This window comes from Duganella sp. Root1480D1, assembly GCF_001427305.1.
Classification (GTDB): Bacteria; Pseudomonadota; Gammaproteobacteria; order Burkholderiales; family Burkholderiaceae_D; genus Rugamonas.
On record NZ_LMFZ01000034.1, the window covers coordinates 136,897 to 154,955 of the forward strand.

Below are 18,059 nucleotides of genomic sequence, written 5' to 3' on the forward strand. Positions count from 1 at the left end.
CCTGGTGCAATTTGCGGCTGTTGAGCTCCGCACAGCACGGGAGCAGCTACAAGAGCCAGGGAAATGAGCAAGTGGGGTTTTTTCATCCGACAAATCCTATCAGGATTCGTGAACGCATGCGCGGCGCCGAGTCCATATCAAACCTTCATGGACCGAGCGACTTTCAGCATACCTCGGGGCGATGGCCTTGCGCTAGCATCGTGCCCGAATGAATGACAGGGAGACGAGATGAAAAAATTCCGGGTGCTGCTTGCCTTGTTGGCGGCAGCCGCGATGCCCGCCTGGGCCGGGCAGTTTGCAAAAGGCGCCGACATCGGCTGGCTGCAGCAGATGGAGGCAAGCGGCTACAAGTTCTACAACGACCAGGGCAAGCGGGAAGACGCACTGCAAATTCTCAAGGACAACGGCATCAACACGGTACGCCTGCGCACCTGGGTAAATCCCTCGGAGGACCGGACCAATGGCCATAACAACAAGGATGAAACCATCGCCATGGCCGTCCGCGCGCAGCAAATGGGCATGCGCGTAATGATCAACTTCCATTACAGCGATAGCTGGGCCGACCCGTCGCAGCAGAAAAAGCCTGCAGCCTGGGCTGGCCATGACTTCCCTCGCCTGCTGGAAGACGTCTACAGTTATACCAACGATGTGATGAGCGCCCTCAAGGCGGCTGGCGTCACGCCGGAATGGGTCCAGGTAGGCAATGAAACACCAGGCGGAATGATCTACCCGGAAGGCAGCACCAACAACTGGCCACAACTGGCGCAGTTAATCAACCAGGGCTACGATGCCATCAAGTCCGTGAGCCCTTCATCCAAAGTCATCCTGCACCTCGATCGCGGCAACGACAGCAAGCGTTTCAGGACCTGGTTCGACAACGCAACAGCCAACGGCGCGCGCTACGACGTGATCGGCATGTCCTACTACCCCTACTGGCTGCCCGGCAAACCGGATTACAAGAAGTCGATTGGCGACCTTGCCCGCAATATGAACGACATGGCCGCGCGCTATGGCAAGGAAGTCATGGTAGTGGAAGTCGGCGGTGAAGACCGCCGCGCGCAAAACACCTATGACATGCTGGTTGCCGTGCAGCGCAAAGTCAAAGCGGTTCCCGGCCAGAAGGGCCTGGGCGTCATCTACTGGGAACCGCTGGGCGCACGAAGCTGGAGCAAGTACCCGCTCAGCGCCTGGGGCGATGACGGCAAGCCGACCAGGGCGATGAAGGCCTTCCTCGCCGAATAAGCGCTTTCGGCCCCGCGTCCGTCCTTGACTTATGTGGAAAGCTGCTCCAGGTAGCGCTGCGCATCCAGCGCAGCCATGCAGCCAGTCCCCGCACTCGTAATTGCTTGCCTGTAGACGTGGTCCTGCACATCTCCAGCGGCAAACACGCCATCTATCGAGGTCAAGGTTGCCATGCCGCCCAGGCCGGACTTCGTCTTGATGTAGCCGTCCTGCATGACGAGCTGGCCCTGGAATATGCCGGTATTCGGCTTATGTCCGATGGCGATGAAAACGCCATGCACCGCCAACTGTTCCAATTCGCCGCTGGCGTGGCCCAGAACGGCGCCGGTCACACCGCCATCGTCTCCTCGCACCTCGTGCAGGTTGGCGTTGAGCTTCAACACGACCCTTCCCTCGGCGACCTTCGACATCAGGCGATCGACCAGGATAGGTTCGGCGCGGAACCGTTCGCGCCGGTGCACCAACGTCACCCGTGCAGCAATGTTGGAAAGGTAAAGCGCCTCCTCCACCGCGGTATTGCCGCCGCCGACCACCAGCACCTCGCGGCCCCGGTAAAAGAAGCCATCGCAAGTGGCGCAAGCCGAAACACCGCGGCCCATGAAAGCCTGCTCCGATGCGAGCCCGAGGTACTGGGCCGAGGCGCCGGTAGCGATGATCAAGGCATCGCATGTATATTCGCCGGCATCGCCGACCAGCCGGATCGGGCGCTCATGCAGGTGGGCGCTGTGGACGTGGTCGAATATGAGGCGGGTGCCGAAGCGTTCCGCATGGTCGCGGAAGCGCTGCATCAGGTCCGGCCCCTGCACGCCCAGCGGGTCGGCCGGCCAGTTCTCCACATCGGTTGTGGTCATCAACTGGCCGCCTTGCTCCAGTCCCGTAATTAACGTCGGCTGCAAATTGGCGCGGGCAGCGTAGACAGCGGCGGTGTAGCCAGCAGGGCCGGAACCAAGAATGAGCAGTCGGGAGTGTTGTGGCATGTCGGATTCCTCAGTTAATTACGATGCTGAGTTAATACCGGCATGCCTCCAAAAAGTTCATTCCAAGTGAATCAGAACGCTTTTTTTCCCGGCATGAGGTCATGCGGATGGCGCCAACCCGGAAGATCGCTGATGCGCTCCTTCCAGGCCGCGATGTGGGGGAACTCGCCCATGTCGATGCCGGTTTCTTCAGGCATGTAGACATAACCAATCAGCGACAGGTCCGCGATGGTGAGCCGGTCGCCGACCAGGAACCTGGAGCCGGCCAGGTGTTTGTCGACGATACGGTAGGCACCAATTGCCCGATCGCGCAGGAACTGGGTAACCGCCGAATCGCTAGTCTTCTGCAGGCCGACCATGAAGCGCAAAGTGGCGTAATAGCTGGTGAACTTGTGGTTGTCGAACAGGATCCAGCGCCAGATGTCGCGCTTTTCGTCCTCGTTGCGGGGCCCGAATTGGCCAGTCACCTCGGCCAGGTAGTCGAGGATCACGCCAGACTGGCTGATCTTCAGGCCCTTATGTTCCAATACCGGGATCTCTCCCATTTCGTTGAGGTTCTCGCGCCAGCTCTCCGTGCGCGTCTCGCCGCCGAAATAGTCCACTACCACGGGTTCCCAGTCCGCCTTGGCCAAGGCCAGGAATAGGGCAACCTTGTACGAGTTGCCGGAAGCAGCAAAGCAGTGCAATTTGAATTCCGCCATCTTGGTCCTTTTGAGTTGGGTGTAGTCAGCCGGACAATAGTAAAACAGTTTGCCGGCGGCTGCAGGCGCCCTACTTCACCAGGACCTTGTCGGTACGGCGCAGCCATGCTTCGTGCAGGACAGTCCAGGTCACGCCGCCATCTGTGCTGGCATCCCACACATGGTGCACGCCGCCAGGAATTGGCTTCCAAACCGTGCGATGGAATTCCCGCTCGCCCTTGTCGTTAATGAAGTAGCCGGTCATCAGCATACGGTCCCCCTGCCAGCCGCCATCGATTGGCGCGAAGTTGCCGCGTGCACTGGTCCAGACATGGCGCCAAAGCTTGTGCTTGCGGTCATACATGCTGAGGCTTGTGCCTGCGCCGTTTTCCGTGCCATTACCGCGCCACCATTCCTGCAAGACGCAGCCCTGTTCAACCTTCTCGATCACCGTGTGGCCAAGCAGCTTGCCGCCGCGGTCGAACGCTTCCCAGTTGCCGACCCAGAAGTCGAACTGCATGTATTCAGGCGCGCCGCAGGCGGCATTCTCGGCCCCGTGAGCGGATACGGCGATCAGCATGGCAACGGCGAGCAGGAACTTGCGTATCATTTTCTTTCCTTTGATGAGTGGTTGAATGGCACCATTGTCGCCACCGGAGACACCGGCCAACAGCCATCAAATGAACAACGCGCTTTCAAAATTGAACAACGCGATAGAATGCGGCGATGAGCAAATTCCCGACCAGCCGACTCGCCTGGAACGATTACCAGGTGATTCTTGCCGTTGCCCGCCACGGCTCCCTGTCCAAAGCCGCCGAAGCCTTAGGTTCCAGCCATCCAACCCTAGTCCGCCGCATTCGCGATATCGAGGCCAGCCTCGGCGCCACCTTATTTGAGCGTAGCCGCCAGGGATACCAGCCAACCGCAGCGGCGACGCAGTTGCTGGCGCTCGCGGAGGAATTCGACTTGCGCCTGCGCGACCTGGAGCGGGACGCCGAGCTGGGAACGGCCGGCCGCCTGACCCTGGCGACGACCGAGGTCCTGATGCCACGCATCGTACCGCCGCTGCTGGCGCACTGCCGGCGCGAGCTTCCCGATATCACGATCAATCTGCAGGTCGGCGAAAACCTGGCGAACGTGCGCCAACGCGAAGCCGACATCGCCCTGCGATCCGGCGGCGAGCCGGATGGCGACTTGATTGGCCGCGTAGTTTGCAATATCGAGGTGGCGATCTACGCGCCGGCAGGCTGGCCCAACGTATCCGAAGAAAACCTGCACCAGCAGGCTTGGGTCACGGTCGACGAATCGCTGGGGCACCTGGCGTCATCGAAATGGCTTGAAGCGGAAGGGTTGATGCGGCGCGCGGTTGTGCGCTGCTCAAGCACCCTGGCTGTATGCAGGCTGCTTGAAGAGGGACTTGGCGTAGGCATATTGCCTTGCCACCTGGGCGACGCCAACCCGCGCTTGCGCCGTGTTTCATCGCTGTTGACGGACTTCCGTTCGCAACTATGGCTGCTCACGCCACGCCAGTTGCGTGGCGTGCCGAAGGTGTCGGCAACGGTCGAATGCCTGACCGCCGGCCTGCGCGAGATGAAAGACCTGTTCGAAGGCCGAAGCGCTTAGTTCAGGTAGCTGCTGCGTGCCTTGCGCTCTTTGCGGAACAGCCATGGCTCCAGCGGGTCGCGCTCGGACCATAAGCCGACCCGGGAATTGCGCGCGGCGGCCTCGATTGCAGGCAGCGATGGATCATGGTTGTACTGGGGATAGACCCAAGCCATGCCTTTGCGAACTTGCGCCACATTGGCATTGACATCGCCGCAGTGCACCACTGCCACGGTGCGTCCGTAGCGGTCCTGTTTCCCGGAATCGAGCGTCGCATCGCGGCCAAAGCAAAGGTCCGACAGAGACTGCTTCGAGCGCGCGCCAAAAGGCTGCTTCTTTTCCGGCGCATCGATATTCGCAAGGCGAACTTTGACAGGATGGCCTTTGCTCAACACAGTCAGCGTGTCGCCGTCGGAAACGCCGATCACAGTGTCTGCGCAGGCTTGATTGCAAATCAGTGCAAAAATCAGTGCAAGCTTCTTAATTTCATTACTCCAATTGTTTGGACGGCCGCAATTGTATCGTCACAGTGCGACTTCCGCAGCCAGCTTGAACGTGCGCTGCCCGCTGCCTGTCACTTCTCGCACGGCATAGCGGCGCCCGTCCTCGAATATCTGAGTGCTGCGTGCGTCAGGATTCAAGGCATTGCTTGCAGTGGCACGCAAGGCCAGGCCCGGACGCAGCAGCCAGCTGGCCTGCAAATCGAGGCGGCGTTCGGTGTTCCGCCCGCTCCATTGAAAGACCGAGGTGTGCGCCAGGGCACCTTTCTGCAGGTTCCAATTGAAGCCAGCCGTCATACCGCCGCCGAAGCGGAAATCGAAGCCGGCGTTGACAGTCAGCGGCACCTGCTCGCCAAGACGGTTTCCGGGCCCCGTTACGGATTCCACGTGCGACCAGTTGCGCGTCAAGCCCAGCCGCGCCATGGACCCCGGGCCGAGCGCCAGGCGGCCGTCAAACTCCAGGCCTTGCGTGACCGCGCCACCGATGTTGCTGGGTGTAGCCACCCACTTCCCCTTGTCCTCGAACAGCACCTGCTGGATGACATTGGCGATGCGCCGATGATAAGCGGCCACGCTGACCATGCTTTCCCTGTCAAAATACCTTTCGTAAGCGGCATCGATTCCCCACGCCAGTTCGGGGCGCAGGGCCGGGTTGCCCTGAACGTCGGGATTTGCCGGGCCGTTGCCATTGTTGACGGTGAAGCGGCGCGGCACCAGGTCGCGCGTGTTGGGCGCCTTATAGCTGCGCGCCAGGCCAAGCCGCAACTGGTCGCGCGAACCGGGCAAGCGCCATAGCAGGTGCGCCACCGGGCTCCACACACTGGAGCTGCTGCCGGTGTTCGCCAGGTCGCGTCCATTGGTCAAGGTGCGCAGACCCTCCCAGCGCAAGCCAAGATATGCATCGAGCACGGGCGATACCGTCCATTCGTCTTGTGCGTACATGGCGAGCCGCCGCACGCGGGCCGTATAGCGCTGGTCAAGTTCACCGAGCGGCACTCCTGCCGCACTGGCATCTTCCTGTCGCCGCCATTCGGCGCGCCGCGCTACCGAGCCTTCCCACCCTGCTGCCAGCACGTGCCCGCCGCCGGCTCCCAGGCGCAGCTTGCCGCTGCTGCTGGCACCGTCATCCGCCGCGCTGGAGATGACGTGGCGCTGCCAGAGCGCATCTCCCGCCGCGTTACTGCCGTTGAAAACGTAATCGCTGTTGCGCCGGTTATGCGCCACTCCGGCTTTCCATTCAATGCGGCTTGCTTCGCCAAGCGGATGGCTGGCCTCGACGTCGCTGCGAACGATCTCTGTGCGGGCGCCGGCACCGTATGCGCTCACCGGGTAATCGCTCGATTCGCCAGACAGGACGGTTTCCCGGGCAGTTCCACGGTTGCGATTGCGGGCATGATCGAGCAGGCTTTGCCATGCCATCTTCGTTCCGCCATCGAATTTCCAGTTCAGGCGTGGGGCAAGTCCCAGCCGCTCAATGCTCGAAAAATCATCTTCAGCAGTGAGTCGCATGGACGACGGTGTGCTCTCGAAGATGCCGCTGGCAGCTGCGCTTTTCCCACGCGATGCCTGTAGCGACAGGTTGCCGGAATAATCCTCTCCAGGGCGCGAAAGATCGAACGAAGCATCCGGTGACCAGCCGGCGCCGGACTGCTTTCCGGCCAGCGTGGCCAGCGACCTGGCGCGTCCACCGCTTCGGCGCAATACGATGTTGATGCTGCCGGCAATACCCTGGGCGCTACTGTCGGCACTTGCGCTGCGCAGGATTTCGATGCGTTCTATGAGTTCTGGCGCCAGGCTATCGGGCGAAAACCCCGGCGGTGCGGGTTCGCCATTCAGCAGGAACTGCGTGCGCCCGCCGCCAAGCCCGCGCAACTGCACCTGTCCGCCGCTTACCGTCACTCCAGGCTGGCGCCGCAGGGTATCTGCCAAGGTGGAATCGCCGTAGCGCAAAAGCTCTTCGCGTGAGACGACGACCCGGCCGGCACCGTCGTCGCGGCGTTGCTGCAAGGCGCTGGCCGCCTTGACCTCGACACGCGGCACGTCGTTTTCGGCGCTGGCGAAAAGCGGAACTAACAACAGGGAAAGCAGGATTCGCATCGTAATAACCAGGTTGTGGAAGAACGATGCGCATTGTTGGCGAGAGTTCCGGAAAAAAGATGTGGATTGTGATGAACACCCGCACCACCGGGACGAATGCCCAAATGCGGCTGATATACTGCGGCGCCATGGAACGACTACTTTCAATGCCAAGCTGGCTGCGCGCCTTGCTCGCCAACGTAGCGCTATGGACGCTGGTCTGCGCGCTGGCCGGCATCACCACCTACGGCGATCGAATCGACAGCGGCGATACCCGCAGCTACTGGCAAATGACTGCCGGCTGGTGGTTCGGCTATTCAGTGATGATGGTCCAGAGCTATTTGCTGTACATGCTCTACCGCCGCCATCCCGCATGGCTCGCCAGCATGCGGCGCGTCGGCCTGGGCTACCTCGCCTATCTCGTAGTGTGCTGGCCCAGCGCGATGCTTGGTCTGGCCTTCCGCCGCTGCTTCAAATTCGGCATTGCACCGACGCTCGGGAATGCCTGGAACTACGTCATCACCATGGACAAGCTCGAATGGTTCGTCGAGTATGTGCTGCTGACGATGGCCTTTGGTGTCGTAGTAGCCATCCTGCTTTGGCGCCAACGGCGGCAGCAAGACCAGCAACTGGCACTGGCCCTGCTATCTCTTGAGCGCCAGCGGCTCGCCGCACTGCGCGGCCAGCTCGAGCCGCACTTCATTTTCAACACGCTGAGCGCGATCGGCGCCATGGTGCGCATGGACGACAAGGCACTCGCGCTGGACGGTCTGTCCCGTCTCGGCGACCTGCTGGAATATGCCCTGGCAAGCAGCGAAAACGACTGGGTGGACGCCAGCAAGGAGCTGGAATTCGTTCAGCATTACCTGGACTTGCAACGCCTGCGTTTTGGCGAGCGCCTGCAAGTGCGCATCGAAGGCGCCCATTTGCTCGACGACGGCATCGATTGTCCACCGATGCTGCTCCAGCCATTGGTCGAGAACGCCCTGCGCCACGACCTTGAATGCCATGCAGGCGCCAGCGATATTGAGATCACCTTCACGCGGCAGGACAACCAGCTTAAAGTGCGGGTCTCAAATCCCGCCAGCCCCCAGGGTGCACCCTCCGCAGGCTTGGGAATCGGCCTGCGCGGCATCCGCGCACGCCTTCAACTGGCCTACGGCGACGCAGCCAGCCTGGTGACCAGGCGCGCCGGGCACCGCTTCCTGGCGGAGCTTTCGCTCCCCTGCAGGTCGCAACAATGAAAGCGCTCATCGTAGACGACGAGGGCCATGCCCGCACCAATCTCCGGTTTGCCTTGCAGGCATTGCCGGGCTGGGAAGTTGCCGCGGAATGCGCCAGTGCGGCGGCCGCGCGCACCTTCCTGGAAAACGGCAGTGCGGATATCGTGCTGCTCGACGTGCAGATGCCCGTGGAGTCCGGCCTGGACTTTGCACTTGAACTAAGCCGCCGCGAAGCGCCGCCATTGATCGTGTTCGTGACCGCCCACCGGGGGCACGCGCTGGAAGCATTTGACGTGCACGCGCTCGACTACATCGTCAAGCCGGTGGACGAACGCCGGCTGCAGCTGGCGCTCGAACGCGCCAGCAAACTGCTCGACCAGCGAGCGGCCTATACGCAAGCACTGCGTGGTTTCGTCGCTCCTTCCCCCGGGTATTGGAGCGAACTGGCCGTGCGTTCGGTCGGCAGGATCGACCGCGTCAACCTGGCGGACGTGCTATGGGTTGAATCGGCCGGCAACTATGTCGAACTGCACCTGCCGCAACGCACCTTCCTGCACAGAAGCACCCTGTCGGAGCTGGAACGCTACCTGGACCCCGCGCAATTCCTTCGCATCCATCGCCGCATCCTTGTGCGCAGCAGCGCGATGCTGGCCATTCGCCAACTTCAGGAAGGCAGCCACGAATTGACGCTGGCCGGCGGAGCGCAATTGCCGGTCAGCGAGCGTTATGCCGCGTCGGTAAAAAACCGCCTCGCCCGGCCTACTCCACCCAGCTGAAGCCATCGCGCGCCAGCAGCGCAAACGACTCGGATGGCCCCCAGGTACCGGCCGCGTAAGGATACGGCTTCTCGGCCAGCGTGCTCCAGCCGTTGATGATCGGATCGGCCCATTCCCAGGCCGCTTCCAGCTCATCGCGGCGCATGAAATGGGTCAGGCGGCCACGCACCACGTCGATCAGCAAGCGCTCATAGGCTTCGGCCCTGCGCTGCGAGAAAGCGGATTGCAGGTCCAGGTTCAGCGCAACCTGCTGCATCTGCATGCCGCTGCCGGGCTGCTTTGCCATGAGCTGCAGCTTGATCGCTTCCTCCGGCTGCAGTTCGATTACCAGCCGGTTGGCCACGCCGCCCGGCGTCTCCGGGAATAAGGGGAACGGAGGATTCGCGAACTCAATCACGATCTTGGACGAGCGGCGTGCCATACGCTTGCCGGTGCGAAGGTAGAACGGCACCTTGGACCAGCGCCAGGTGTCGACATAGGCGCGCATGGCCACGAAGGTCTCGGTATTGCTGCCGGCCGGCACATTGCGCTCTTCCAGGTAGCCAGGCACTTCCTGGTTGCCGCTCACGCCGCGCACGTATTGGCCACGAACGGTATCGCGCGCAATGGAGGCCAGGCTGAAGCGGCGCAGCGAGCGCAGGACCTTGAGCTTCTCGTCGCGCACCGCATCCGGCGCCAGCGAGGCAGGCGGCTCCATCGCGACGATGCACAGCAACTGCAGCAGGTGGTTCTGCACCATGTCGCGCATGGCGCCCGCACTGTCGTAGAAGCCGGCGCGGCTGCCCACGCCCACTTCTTCGGCAACCGTAATCTGCACGCTGGTGATATTTGGTGCGCGCCACAGCGGCTCGAGGATCGAGTTACCAAAGCGCAGCACCATCAGGTTTTGCACAGTTTCCTTGCCCAGGTAATGATCGATGCGGTAAATCTGCGATTCGTCGAAATGCTTGCCGACCGCTTCATTGATCTCTACTGCGGACGCCAGGTCGCGTCCCAGCGGCTTCTCGAGCACCACGCGTGCATTACGGTCGACCAGGCCGGCTTCGGACAATTTGTCGCAAATGGTGGTGAAAAGTGAAGGCGCGGTGGCCAGGTAGAACACCCGTTCCGCGCCCTGGCGCGAAACTTTTGCCAGCGGCGCCATGCCGTCTTTTTCCACATCGATGCGCACGAACTCCAGCAATTGCTGGAAGCTGCGCCATGCCTCGTCGGTGAAGTTTTCGGTGCTGATGAAAGGCCGCGAGTGCTCCTCGACGAAAGCCAGGTAAGCCGTGCGGTCATATTCCTGGCGGCCCGTGGAAATGATGCGGGTCCCGGGCGGCAGGTTGCCATGCAGGTGCGCCATATACAGCGCGGGCAGCAATTTGCGCATGGCGAGATCGCCCACCCCGCCGAAGATAATCATGTCGAGTGGCAGGCTGGAATCGAATTGGGGAGTAGATGTCATATCGAAGCTAAAGTTCAGTCACGGTAGCAAGTCGGAATGCTAATCATACCCAAAGTCGCATCCGGCGGCAGAAACCCGCTGAAATCGGCCCGTGACACCCTCCCCCCGCAGCGATCAATTATCCTTGGTAGCCTCCGGCATGGCCGAGGAATGATGGTTCATGATCTTCCATGCGCCGTTGATTTTTTCATAAACGTAGGTATAGCGCGCCCTTACCTTGGCCGGCTTGCCGTTCTTGACGATGTCGAAGGTATAGGCGCCGCTATCCACGGCCGTATTCTCGTCCAGCACCCGGATCTGGCGATAGTTGATCGTGCCTTTCGGCTTCAATGCCAGGAAATGGTCGAAATAGTCGGCAATTTCCTCCGGAGTGGCGCGGATCTTGTTCGACACGGTTGGCTGCAGCACGCCATTGGCCGCGTACAGTTTGACGACCTCACTGGTCTTTCCTGTCGCCAGGGCCGCATTCCAGCGGTCGAACAAGGCCGCAATTTCCTTCTCGGCCGCCGTAGCGGGGGCCGCCGCCACGCCTTGATACGAGACAGCCGCTTCGGCGGCATGGACGGCAGGACCGGCAAGCAGGGCAGCAACAAACAGCAGGGACTTCATTTTGGTTTCCTTTTGATGATTGAAGAGAACCCAGTATGCGAGGGCCGGAGAAAATAAAAATCTGCCGGCCGGCGGTGATGGTCTATGCCGACTGGCATATAATCAGGACGACATTTTTTGCAAACCTGCACGTGACCCCTCCATCAAATTCTCCCGTGGCCTCCGCCGACAATGCGCGCAACACACGCCGCCGGTACCGCTTCGGCGAAAGCAGCGCTGCGCGGTGGCGCTTGCTGACCGATGCGGCTGCAATTCTGGCGAGCGATGGTGCCCGCCCCAAGGCGCTGGCCAGCGTACTGGCCAAAACGCTGGCCTTCCTTTCCCTCGAAGACGGCGTGCTCCTGGAAGCGAAGGACGATGGTCTGCATGTCTGCGCCGCCCAAGGTGCGGTATCCCCCATTGGCGCGCGCATCATGCCCCGGCATGCACTGGCCGCCACCATGCAGCCCAGCCAGCAGGTGCCGGTCATCGGGCATGGCGTAAGCAGTACCCTGCGTATCAGCCGCGACCCGCAGGTGGGGCTGGAAGTACTGGTGCCATTGCACTTCGACGGCAAGAACCGCGGCGTTCTCGGCCTGCTCAGCGCGCAGCCCGCACCACCGCCGAACCAGGAGGACATAGCGACTTTGCAGGCCGTGGCCACGCTCCTGGCTGCGGCCCTGGCAGCCTCGAAACAAACGACTGCGAGGCCGGTGCGGCCCGGCCTGGCGGAGATCAGCGAAGTGCTGACCCCGCGCGAGTTGCAGGTATTCGCGCTCCTGCCAAGCGGCATGACAAATGCGGCGATGGGCGAGCAATTGGGCATCGCGACCGGCACGGTCAAAGTTCATGTCGAACGCATTTTGCATAAACTGGAGGTGGGCGACCGGACCCAGGCCGCCGTGCGCGCAGCCGACTACGGGTTCGGTCCATGACGATCCCGGACCGCAGGCAGCACCCGCGCCACTGGCCGCTGGCATGGAAAGGCGGCGTCGTCATCGCCGCCTCCACCGTTCTGCTGCTCGCTTCGGCGATCACCAGCTACCGGCTGGAGCGCAATACCGCCATCGCGACTACAGACATGATGCGCACCATGCGAGCGCAAAGCGAGATCCAGCACCTGCATATGCTGATCGCCGAAGCGGCAACCGGCGTGCGCGGCTACCTGCTGACTGGACGCGACGACTTCCTGACGCCCTACCGCGCGGCCAGCGAGCGATTACCCGCAACCCTGGCCAACTTGCAGGCCACCGTGAGCGATCCCGCTCAGCGTGCAAGCCTGCAGCGCGTACTGCCGCTGCTCCAGGCGAAGCTGGCCAGCCTTGACCAGTTGCGCGGCCAGCGCAATGCCAGCGAGGCCGAATTGCAGGAGCACCTGCTGCGCAGCAAACAGATCCTCGACCAGTTGCGCGCAGAAATCTCCGCCATGAACCGGCGCGAAGCCGCCCTGGTGGCGCAACGCACGGAAGAACTGCAGCAGGCGACGAACCGCAATCTCTGGACAACAATGGCCATCATTCCGGTTGGCCTGGCCGGCGCGCTGGCAACGCTGCTATTCATCATTGGCCTGGTACGGCGGGTTCGCCTGGCAGCGGAGAACGCGGAACGCCTGACACGCGACCTGCCGTTGGCGCTGGCTCCCGACAACACCGACGAACTGGGACAACTGGCCGAACGCCTGCACCAGGCCAGTTTGCTGCTGGCGGGGCGGGCGTCGGCTGCGCAGGCGGCCAGCGTGGCCAAGACGGAATTCCTGGCTCGCACCAGCCACGAATTGCGCACGCCGTTGCACGCCATCCTCGGTTATGCGCAGTTGCTGGTAGCCGATTGCCGCGAACCGCGCAACCGTGAACATGCGGCGCAGATCAGCACTGCCGGCCAGCATTTGCTATCGCTGATCAACGAAGTACTCGACATAGGCAGCATCGAAGCCGGCAAGCTGGCACTGGACAATGCACCGGTTTCCCTGGCGCCTTTGGTGGCAGAGGCGCTGGCCCTGGTACAGCCGATGGCCGGCAAACGCTCGGTCCAATTGCGCGCCAATCTTGCGCCAGCCTGCACAGTGCTGGCGGACCGCCAGCGCCTGTTGCAGGTATTGCTTAACGTGCTGTCCAATGCCGTCAAATACGGTGCACCCGGCGGCGCCGTCGATATTGGCTGGCGCATCGACGGCAACACAGTTTGCATCGATATCGATGACGATGGTGCCGGCATTCCACCTTCCCACCTGCATCGCCTGTTCGCGCCATTCGACCGGCTCGGAGCTGAACGCAGCCGGACCGAGGGAGCTGGCCTGGGCCTCGCTGTGTCGAAGGCATTGATGCAGGTGATGCGCGGTGATATCAGCCACTCCGCACGTCCCGGCAGGGGCAGCCGCTTTACCCTCACGCTGCCCGCCGTATTGGATAGCGCGGCTGCAACCGTTGCACTGCCCTGCGCATCCTCGCCGCCTGTCCCGTCCGGGGACAAGGCCACCCATCGCGCCTTACTCATCGAAGACGATGCTTCGACCCGCATCCTGGTCAGCACCCTGCTGCAACGGCGCCAGCGCTGGCGCCTGGCTATTGCTGAAGATGCTGCCGGCGGCGCCGAAATCGCACAAGAAATGCAGCCGGATTTACTGCTGCTTGGAGCAAGGCTGGCCGACTCCTTCGTTGCAGCCGGCGGAGAGGCAACGGGCCCCACCCCGGTATTGCTGGGTGCCGCAACAGGAACGGCTGGCGCGAGCTGGCAGCACCTGGACCAGCCTCTCAAGGTACCGGACTTTTACGCCCTGTTGGACAAGATCGAACAATCGCCATGATGGAAAACGAAGTACTCGCCTCACGCATCCTGATCATCGATGACCAGCCGGCCAACCTGCGCCTGCTGGAGGACCTGCTTATCGGCGAAGGACTGACGCAAGTGGTTTGCACGACAGATGCCAGGATGGCGCTTGGCCTGTACAACGCTTTCGATCCCGACCTGATCATCCTTGATTTGATGATGCCCGAGATCGATGGCTATGCGGTGCTGGAACAACTCAAGCGCCGTGGAAACCCCTTCGATTTCCGTCCGGTGCTGGTCATTACCGCCGACGCCACCAGCGAAGCCAAGCTGCGTGCCCTGTCTCTTGGAGCGAAAGACTTCCTGACCAAGCCATTCGACACGCTGGAAGCGATGCTGCGGGTCTGGAACCTGCTGGAGACCCGCGTGCTGTACAAACGCCTGCAGGCCCTGGCGCCGCAAGAAAGCCTGGCCCCGCAAAGCTACCGCAGCCGGCGCGATTAAGACTGCGCATGTCCAGTATATTGAAATTGGTGAGCAAAGGCTCATTGCTCCTGATCTCCCTGCCCGCCTGGCCAGGCGGTGTGATTTGCGAACCGCCGCACTATCGCCCTCACGATAGCGGGCTATGTGAAATCCAGGCCACCGCCAGAAAATTCCTGGCCCAGGCGTCAGGGACTCCGAAACATTGACCTCATTGGCGACCATGCTGATGAATACGGTTATGTAAGCAACAGTCCTGCATACCGCAGCGCATGTATGCTGGCTTCATGACAAGGCGCACGGACTATTTGACGGCTGAGAAGGTTTCCTCGGCGCTGCTCACACGAGCCGCGTTCGGTGCAGATTCAGGTTTGCGCAATGCTCTGCTATCGGGATTAGCCCCCTCCCTCGTGCAAACCGTATTCCGACGCCCCAACGACAAAGTCCGGCAGCAACTATTAGGCGTCGACCTGGTTAAAGATCGCCGCCACATGTCCCGGCAATCGGCGCATTAGACCAGATCCGCTATCGCCTGGCCCCATTCCCTGACTTATCAGTGCGCCACCGTACAGACACGACAATACAGGCCGCCCTATTCTGACATCATTGTGGCTGCGGCGAAGCTGATCGCGTTTGCCACGACCCCGTGCCAAGGGGGACTCCATGCACAAACTAATCACCATACTGGCGATGGCGGCACTCAATTTCATGCTGCCTCCCGCAAGTGCCAGCGTCAACATTTCCATCGAAGTAGTCCAGTATCCCGTCTTGCAGCGTGTTCCCGGCTACCCGGTGTATTACGCGCCGCGCTTGCATGCCAATTACTTCTTCTACGATGGCCTGTATTGGGTTTACGTTGACGACGAATGGTATGCAAGCCCATGGTTCGACGGCCCTTGGGATCTGGTTGCCATCGACAACGTGCCGCTCTTCATTCTGCGCGTGCCCGTGCGTTATTACCGATATCCGCCCGTGATCTTCAGGAGTTGGGCCATCGATACGGCACCACGCTGGGACCGCGTCTGGGGTCCTGACTGGGCAAGCCGGCACGCCAACTGGCAGCGATGGAATCGCGCCGCTGCTCCAGCTCCTGCCCCTCTGCCAAGCTATCAGCAACGCTTCACACGAACCAACTATCCCGATGATGCGCAGCGGCGCAACCTCGCACAACAGCATTACCGTTACAAGCCGCATGATCCTCAAGTACGCCAGGGATGGCAGGGACATGTAGGCGAGTCGCGAAACCGGCCGCATGCGCGGCCAAATCCACCTCACCAGGACCGGGACCGCGTGCAAATGGTTGCCCCAGCCGAATCACCCGGCAATACGATGCATCCAAACAGGCGCGAGCCTGCGCCAGAAAGCCGGCCACCGCCGCCTCGTGACGCCCCGACTGCCTGGCAGGAACGCGCACCTGTTCGAAGTGAGCCTAACCGTAACGAGCCAGCTCCAGTGCAACGCCATTCCGACACGCGCGAATTTGCACACAGCGCGGAGCCCAGACACGGTGGCCGACCGGACAAGCCCGATAAACCAGACAAGGACGAGGGTCACAAGTCGGACAAGCATCATTAGAAGTTGCGGCCTGCATGCGCCTGCGGAAAATGGGTCTGACGAAAAGAGGGTGTCTGTAGCACCCATTTATCCCAGTGCGTAGCGTTCGTACTGCCGTGGTGCTGCCATTCGCCGGTATCGACAAGAAACCACGGCCCGGCAGCACGGCGCAGTGCTCGCGGCTAGCCGGGATCTTTTGATTTTTGGCCCTTCCGTCTTATCGCATATAGCTCTTTGTCCGGCATATGGAAGTTCGTTCCACCATGCAGCCGTTCGGCTGCAAAGTCAATAAAACGACGTGCTCGGCTCGGCATATCGGTACGTTGCGCATAGTACAAATAGAGTCCCATGCGATCGCTTGTGCTAGGAATCAGGAGCGGTACGAGCGTCCCCGCTCGAAGTTCTGCGGTCGCGTTGATGCTATCGATTTGGCCAATGCCGATCCCGCTCAGTACAGCGTGCATTTCTGCCTCCGGGTCACTACAGCAGACGATAAAGTCCATTGACCGGTACGAAGTTTCTCCGTCGATTTGGAATTCCCAAGGAACAGGTCGGCCAGTTCCCGGTTGCCGATACCCGATGCATCTATGCTTTGCCAAGTCATCGATAGTCTGAGGAACTCCGTGCGTCTTCAAGTACTTCTTCGTCGCACAGACGACTAATTGAATCGGGAATAGCCATCGCGAGACAACTTGTGAAGTAGGTGCATTGCCGGCTTTAAAGCCAAGGTCGATGCGCTCGCCAACAGTATCGGTACTGCGGTCTTCAAGCACCAAGTCGAAGATCACGCCAGGGTAAAGGCTGCTGAACTCCGCAACCAATGGCATCAGAACCTTGCGCCCTACCGCACCACCAGCACTAATGCGGATTAGACCCTCGTCGCCCCTTGCCGAATTCTTTACACGATTTAACGCCCCTGCGAAGCCTTCCATGCTGGCACGTACTGAATCGAGCAATAACTGACCATCTTCAGTCAGCGCGTTCTGCCGGGTTGTTCGGTGGAATAGCCGCACGCCCAGGTAATGCTCAAGCTGCCTGATATTCTTGCTGACTGCTTGCGGAGTGGTTCCCTGGGCGGTTGCAGCTTTGTTAAAGCTACCTAGTTCAGCTGCTCGGATAAAGGTTGAGATCGCTCGAAGTTCGTCCACGGCTGCCCTTCAGATGTTCGTCAATTTGCCTTGTAGTTTAGCAACCCCTCCCCGATTAGCAACCTACGGTTGTCTTTGAAACCTCCGAGCAGTAACTACCGGGTGGGTTGAGCCTTCCCTAAAGTGCTCCCTGTCACCCGACACATCACTAACTCCGAAAGAGATTCAACATGAACACCATCACTAAAGATCTGACTGGCCGCGTAGCTGTGGTTACCGGTGCATCGAGCGGCATGGGCCGTGCTACCGCTCTGCTGTTGGCTTCTCGCGGTGCGAAAGTCGCACTGTTGGCACGCCGCAAGGAGGCTCTGGATACCGTCGCTGCAGAGATTCAGCAACTGGGCAGCGAAGCAATCGCCCTGGTCACCGACGTGACCAACCAGTCATCTGTCGAGGCCGCTGCGGCAGCTGTGCGTACACAACTGGGCAACGCGGACCTGATATTCAACAATGCCGGGTTGATGCTGCCAGGCGCCATTGGCGCCCAGCCACAACGTGAGTGGGAAGCCCAGATCGACCTGAACGTTACCGGCGCAATGCGAGTTATCCAGGCCTTCATTCCGCAAATGGAAGAAGCCGCAGCGCAAGGCAAGGTTGTCGACCTGATTAACACCTCGTCCATTGCTGGCCAGTACGTATTTGGCTACTTCGCAGTGTACTCGGCTACCAAAGCGTTCGTCAGTCACCTGACTCGACATCTGCGCGTCGAACTGGGCCCTAAGAACATCCGCGTATCGGTAATCGAGCCTGGCATCACAGAGACTGAACTGCAAAGCCACTTCACCTTCCAAGGCGCGATTGACTGGCTGGAAAACGCGTCCAAGTCGATCGACTTTCTGAAAGCGGAAGACATTGCTGAAACCGTCGGGTTCATTGTCTCGATGCCTAAGCACGTGAACATGCAACAGATCGTCATCATGCCTACGAAAGAAGGCATCTGATGTCAGCTGCCCCCGGACATTAATCCGGGGGCAGCCCCTGAGCTCCGATGCCCATG

17 protein-coding genes are annotated in these 18,059 nt (G+C 60.9%); 9 read left to right on the forward strand and 8 right to left on the reverse strand.

Annotated features, from left to right (window positions below):
• Positions 1-228 precede the first annotated feature (228 nt).
• Positions 229-1,242, forward strand: coding sequence for a glycosyl hydrolase 53 family protein (locus ASD58_RS21460; protein ID WP_057263256.1), 1,014 nt, complete (start codon positions 229-231; stop codon positions 1,240-1,242).
• Between the two features lie 29 nt (positions 1,243-1,271).
• Here ASD58_RS21460 and trxB read toward each other — a convergent pair whose 3' ends face one another.
• The 3 genes from trxB to ASD58_RS21475 form a co-directional block, all read right to left on the reverse strand.
• Complete coding sequence (gene trxB / locus ASD58_RS21465) at positions 1,272-2,219, reverse strand: thioredoxin-disulfide reductase (protein WP_057263257.1); 948 nt, start codon at positions 2,217-2,219, stop codon at positions 1,272-1,274.
• A gap of 71 nt (positions 2,220-2,290) precedes the next feature.
• Complete coding sequence (locus ASD58_RS21470; RefSeq protein WP_057263258.1) at positions 2,291-2,920, reverse strand: glutathione S-transferase family protein; 630 nt, start codon at positions 2,918-2,920, stop codon at positions 2,291-2,293.
• Positions 2,921-2,990: 70 nt separating this feature from the next.
• Positions 2,991-3,509, reverse strand: a complete 519-nt coding sequence (locus ASD58_RS21475; protein ID WP_057263259.1) for a hypothetical protein — start codon at positions 3,507-3,509, stop codon at positions 2,991-2,993.
• Positions 3,510-3,625: 116 nt separating this feature from the next.
• Here ASD58_RS21475 and ASD58_RS21480 point away from each other — a divergent pair, with 116 nt between their 5' ends.
• A complete protein-coding gene (locus tag ASD58_RS21480; RefSeq protein ID WP_057263260.1) occupies positions 3,626-4,522 on the forward strand; it encodes a LysR family transcriptional regulator in 897 nt (298 codons plus the stop codon).
• On the opposite strand, the gene ASD58_RS21485 is transcribed toward ASD58_RS21480, so the two are convergent.
• Both ASD58_RS21485 and ASD58_RS21490 read right to left on the reverse strand, forming a co-directional pair.
• Positions 4,519-4,929 (reverse strand): thermonuclease family protein, encoded by a 411-nt coding sequence (locus ASD58_RS21485; protein ID WP_082565594.1) that lies wholly within the window; start codon positions 4,927-4,929, stop codon positions 4,519-4,521. The two genes, ASD58_RS21480 and ASD58_RS21485, sit on opposite strands and share 4 nt — an antisense overlap.
• Positions 4,930-5,025: 96 nt before the next feature.
• Positions 5,026-7,098 carry a TonB-dependent siderophore receptor gene (locus ASD58_RS21490; protein WP_057263262.1) on the reverse strand — a complete coding sequence of 691 codons (2,073 nt, stop codon included), beginning with the start codon at positions 7,096-7,098 and terminating at the stop codon, positions 5,026-5,028.
• A gap of 128 nt (positions 7,099-7,226) precedes the next feature.
• Between ASD58_RS21490 and ASD58_RS21495 the strand changes: the two genes are divergently transcribed.
• A complete protein-coding gene (locus ASD58_RS21495; protein ID WP_162253046.1) occupies positions 7,227-8,321 on the forward strand; it encodes a sensor histidine kinase in 1,095 nt (364 codons plus the stop codon).
• Positions 8,318-9,076 (forward strand): LytTR family DNA-binding domain-containing protein, encoded by a 759-nt coding sequence (locus tag ASD58_RS21500; RefSeq protein WP_057263264.1) that lies wholly within the window; start codon positions 8,318-8,320, stop codon positions 9,074-9,076. Before ASD58_RS21495 ends, ASD58_RS21500 begins: the two co-directional genes overlap by 4 nt.
• Here the strand turns inward: ASD58_RS21500 and zwf are convergent.
• Together zwf and ASD58_RS21510 are read right to left on the reverse strand one after the other, a co-directional pair.
• A complete protein-coding gene (gene zwf / locus ASD58_RS21505) occupies positions 9,060-10,523 on the reverse strand; it encodes a glucose-6-phosphate dehydrogenase (protein WP_057263265.1) in 1,464 nt (487 codons plus the stop codon). The two genes, ASD58_RS21500 and zwf, sit on opposite strands and share 17 nt — an antisense overlap.
• A 114-nt stretch (positions 10,524-10,637) precedes the next feature.
• Positions 10,638-11,132 carry an SgcJ/EcaC family oxidoreductase gene (locus ASD58_RS21510; RefSeq protein WP_057263266.1) on the reverse strand — a complete coding sequence of 165 codons (495 nt, stop codon included), beginning with the start codon at positions 11,130-11,132 and terminating at the stop codon, positions 10,638-10,640.
• 131 nt (positions 11,133-11,263) lie between these two features.
• On the opposite strand from ASD58_RS21510, the gene ASD58_RS32655 reads away from it, so the two are divergent.
• The 4 genes from ASD58_RS32655 (at position 11,264) to ASD58_RS31440 (ending at position 15,935) form a co-directional block, all read left to right on the forward strand.
• A complete protein-coding gene (locus ASD58_RS32655; protein ID WP_057263522.1) occupies positions 11,264-12,046 on the forward strand; it encodes a response regulator transcription factor in 783 nt (260 codons plus the stop codon).
• Positions 12,043-13,914: an ATP-binding protein gene (locus ASD58_RS21520; RefSeq protein WP_057263267.1), complete on the forward strand. Its 1,872-nt coding sequence runs from the start codon at positions 12,043-12,045 to the stop codon at positions 13,912-13,914. The genes ASD58_RS32655 and ASD58_RS21520 overlap by 4 nt, the downstream gene beginning before the upstream one ends.
• Positions 13,911-14,381, forward strand: coding sequence for a response regulator (locus ASD58_RS21525; RefSeq protein ID WP_057263268.1), 471 nt, complete (start codon positions 13,911-13,913; stop codon positions 14,379-14,381). Before ASD58_RS21520 ends, ASD58_RS21525 begins: the two co-directional genes overlap by 4 nt.
• A gap of 642 nt (positions 14,382-15,023) precedes the next feature.
• Positions 15,024-15,935, forward strand: a complete 912-nt coding sequence (locus tag ASD58_RS31440) for a hypothetical protein (RefSeq protein ID WP_156401416.1) — start codon at positions 15,024-15,026, stop codon at positions 15,933-15,935.
• Between the two features lie 161 nt (positions 15,936-16,096).
• Here the strand turns inward: ASD58_RS31440 and ASD58_RS21535 are convergent, their stop codons facing one another.
• Positions 16,097-17,062, reverse strand: a complete 966-nt coding sequence (locus tag ASD58_RS21535; RefSeq protein WP_057263270.1) for a LysR family transcriptional regulator — start codon at positions 17,060-17,062, stop codon at positions 16,097-16,099.
• Positions 17,063-17,232: 170 nt separating this feature from the next.
• Between ASD58_RS21535 and ASD58_RS21540 the strand changes: the two genes are divergently transcribed.
• Entirely contained in the window at positions 17,233-18,003 is a 771-nt protein-coding gene (locus ASD58_RS21540) for an SDR family oxidoreductase (protein ID WP_057263271.1), read from the forward strand.
• Positions 18,004-18,059 lie beyond the last annotated feature (56 nt).

What these genes read in the sequence shown, in the direction of transcription:
- ASD58_RS21480 (WP_057263260.1), top strand. Translation starts at nt 3,626, where the DNA reads ATGAGCAAATTCCCGACCAGCCGACTCGCCTGGAACGATTACCAGGTG.
- ASD58_RS21490 (WP_057263262.1), bottom strand. Translation starts at nt 7,098, where the DNA reads ATGCGAATCCTGCTTTCCCTGTTGTTAGTTCCGCTTTTCGCCAGCGCC.
- zwf (WP_057263265.1), bottom strand. Translation starts at nt 10,523, where the DNA reads ATGACATCTACTCCCCAATTCGATTCCAGCCTGCCACTCGACATGATT.
- trxB (WP_057263257.1), bottom strand. Translation starts at nt 2,219, where the DNA reads ATGCCACAACACTCCCGACTGCTCATTCTTGGTTCCGGCCCTGCTGGC.
- ASD58_RS21525 (WP_057263268.1), top strand. Translation starts at nt 13,911, where the DNA reads ATGATGGAAAACGAAGTACTCGCCTCACGCATCCTGATCATCGATGAC.
- ASD58_RS21495 (WP_162253046.1), top strand. Translation starts at nt 7,227, where the DNA reads ATGGAACGACTACTTTCAATGCCAAGCTGGCTGCGCGCCTTGCTCGCC.
- ASD58_RS21510 (WP_057263266.1), bottom strand. Translation starts at nt 11,132, where the DNA reads ATGAAGTCCCTGCTGTTTGTTGCTGCCCTGCTTGCCGGTCCTGCCGTC.
- ASD58_RS21540 (WP_057263271.1), top strand. Translation starts at nt 17,233, where the DNA reads ATGAACACCATCACTAAAGATCTGACTGGCCGCGTAGCTGTGGTTACC.
- ASD58_RS21520 (WP_057263267.1), top strand. Translation starts at nt 12,043, where the DNA reads ATGACGATCCCGGACCGCAGGCAGCACCCGCGCCACTGGCCGCTGGCA.
- ASD58_RS21475 (WP_057263259.1), bottom strand. Translation starts at nt 3,509, where the DNA reads ATGATACGCAAGTTCCTGCTCGCCGTTGCCATGCTGATCGCCGTATCC.
- ASD58_RS31440 (WP_156401416.1), top strand. Translation starts at nt 15,024, where the DNA reads ATGCACAAACTAATCACCATACTGGCGATGGCGGCACTCAATTTCATG.
- ASD58_RS21460 (WP_057263256.1), top strand. Translation starts at nt 229, where the DNA reads ATGAAAAAATTCCGGGTGCTGCTTGCCTTGTTGGCGGCAGCCGCGATG.
- ASD58_RS21500 (WP_057263264.1), top strand. Translation starts at nt 8,318, where the DNA reads ATGAAAGCGCTCATCGTAGACGACGAGGGCCATGCCCGCACCAATCTC.
- ASD58_RS21470 (WP_057263258.1), bottom strand. Translation starts at nt 2,920, where the DNA reads ATGGCGGAATTCAAATTGCACTGCTTTGCTGCTTCCGGCAACTCGTAC.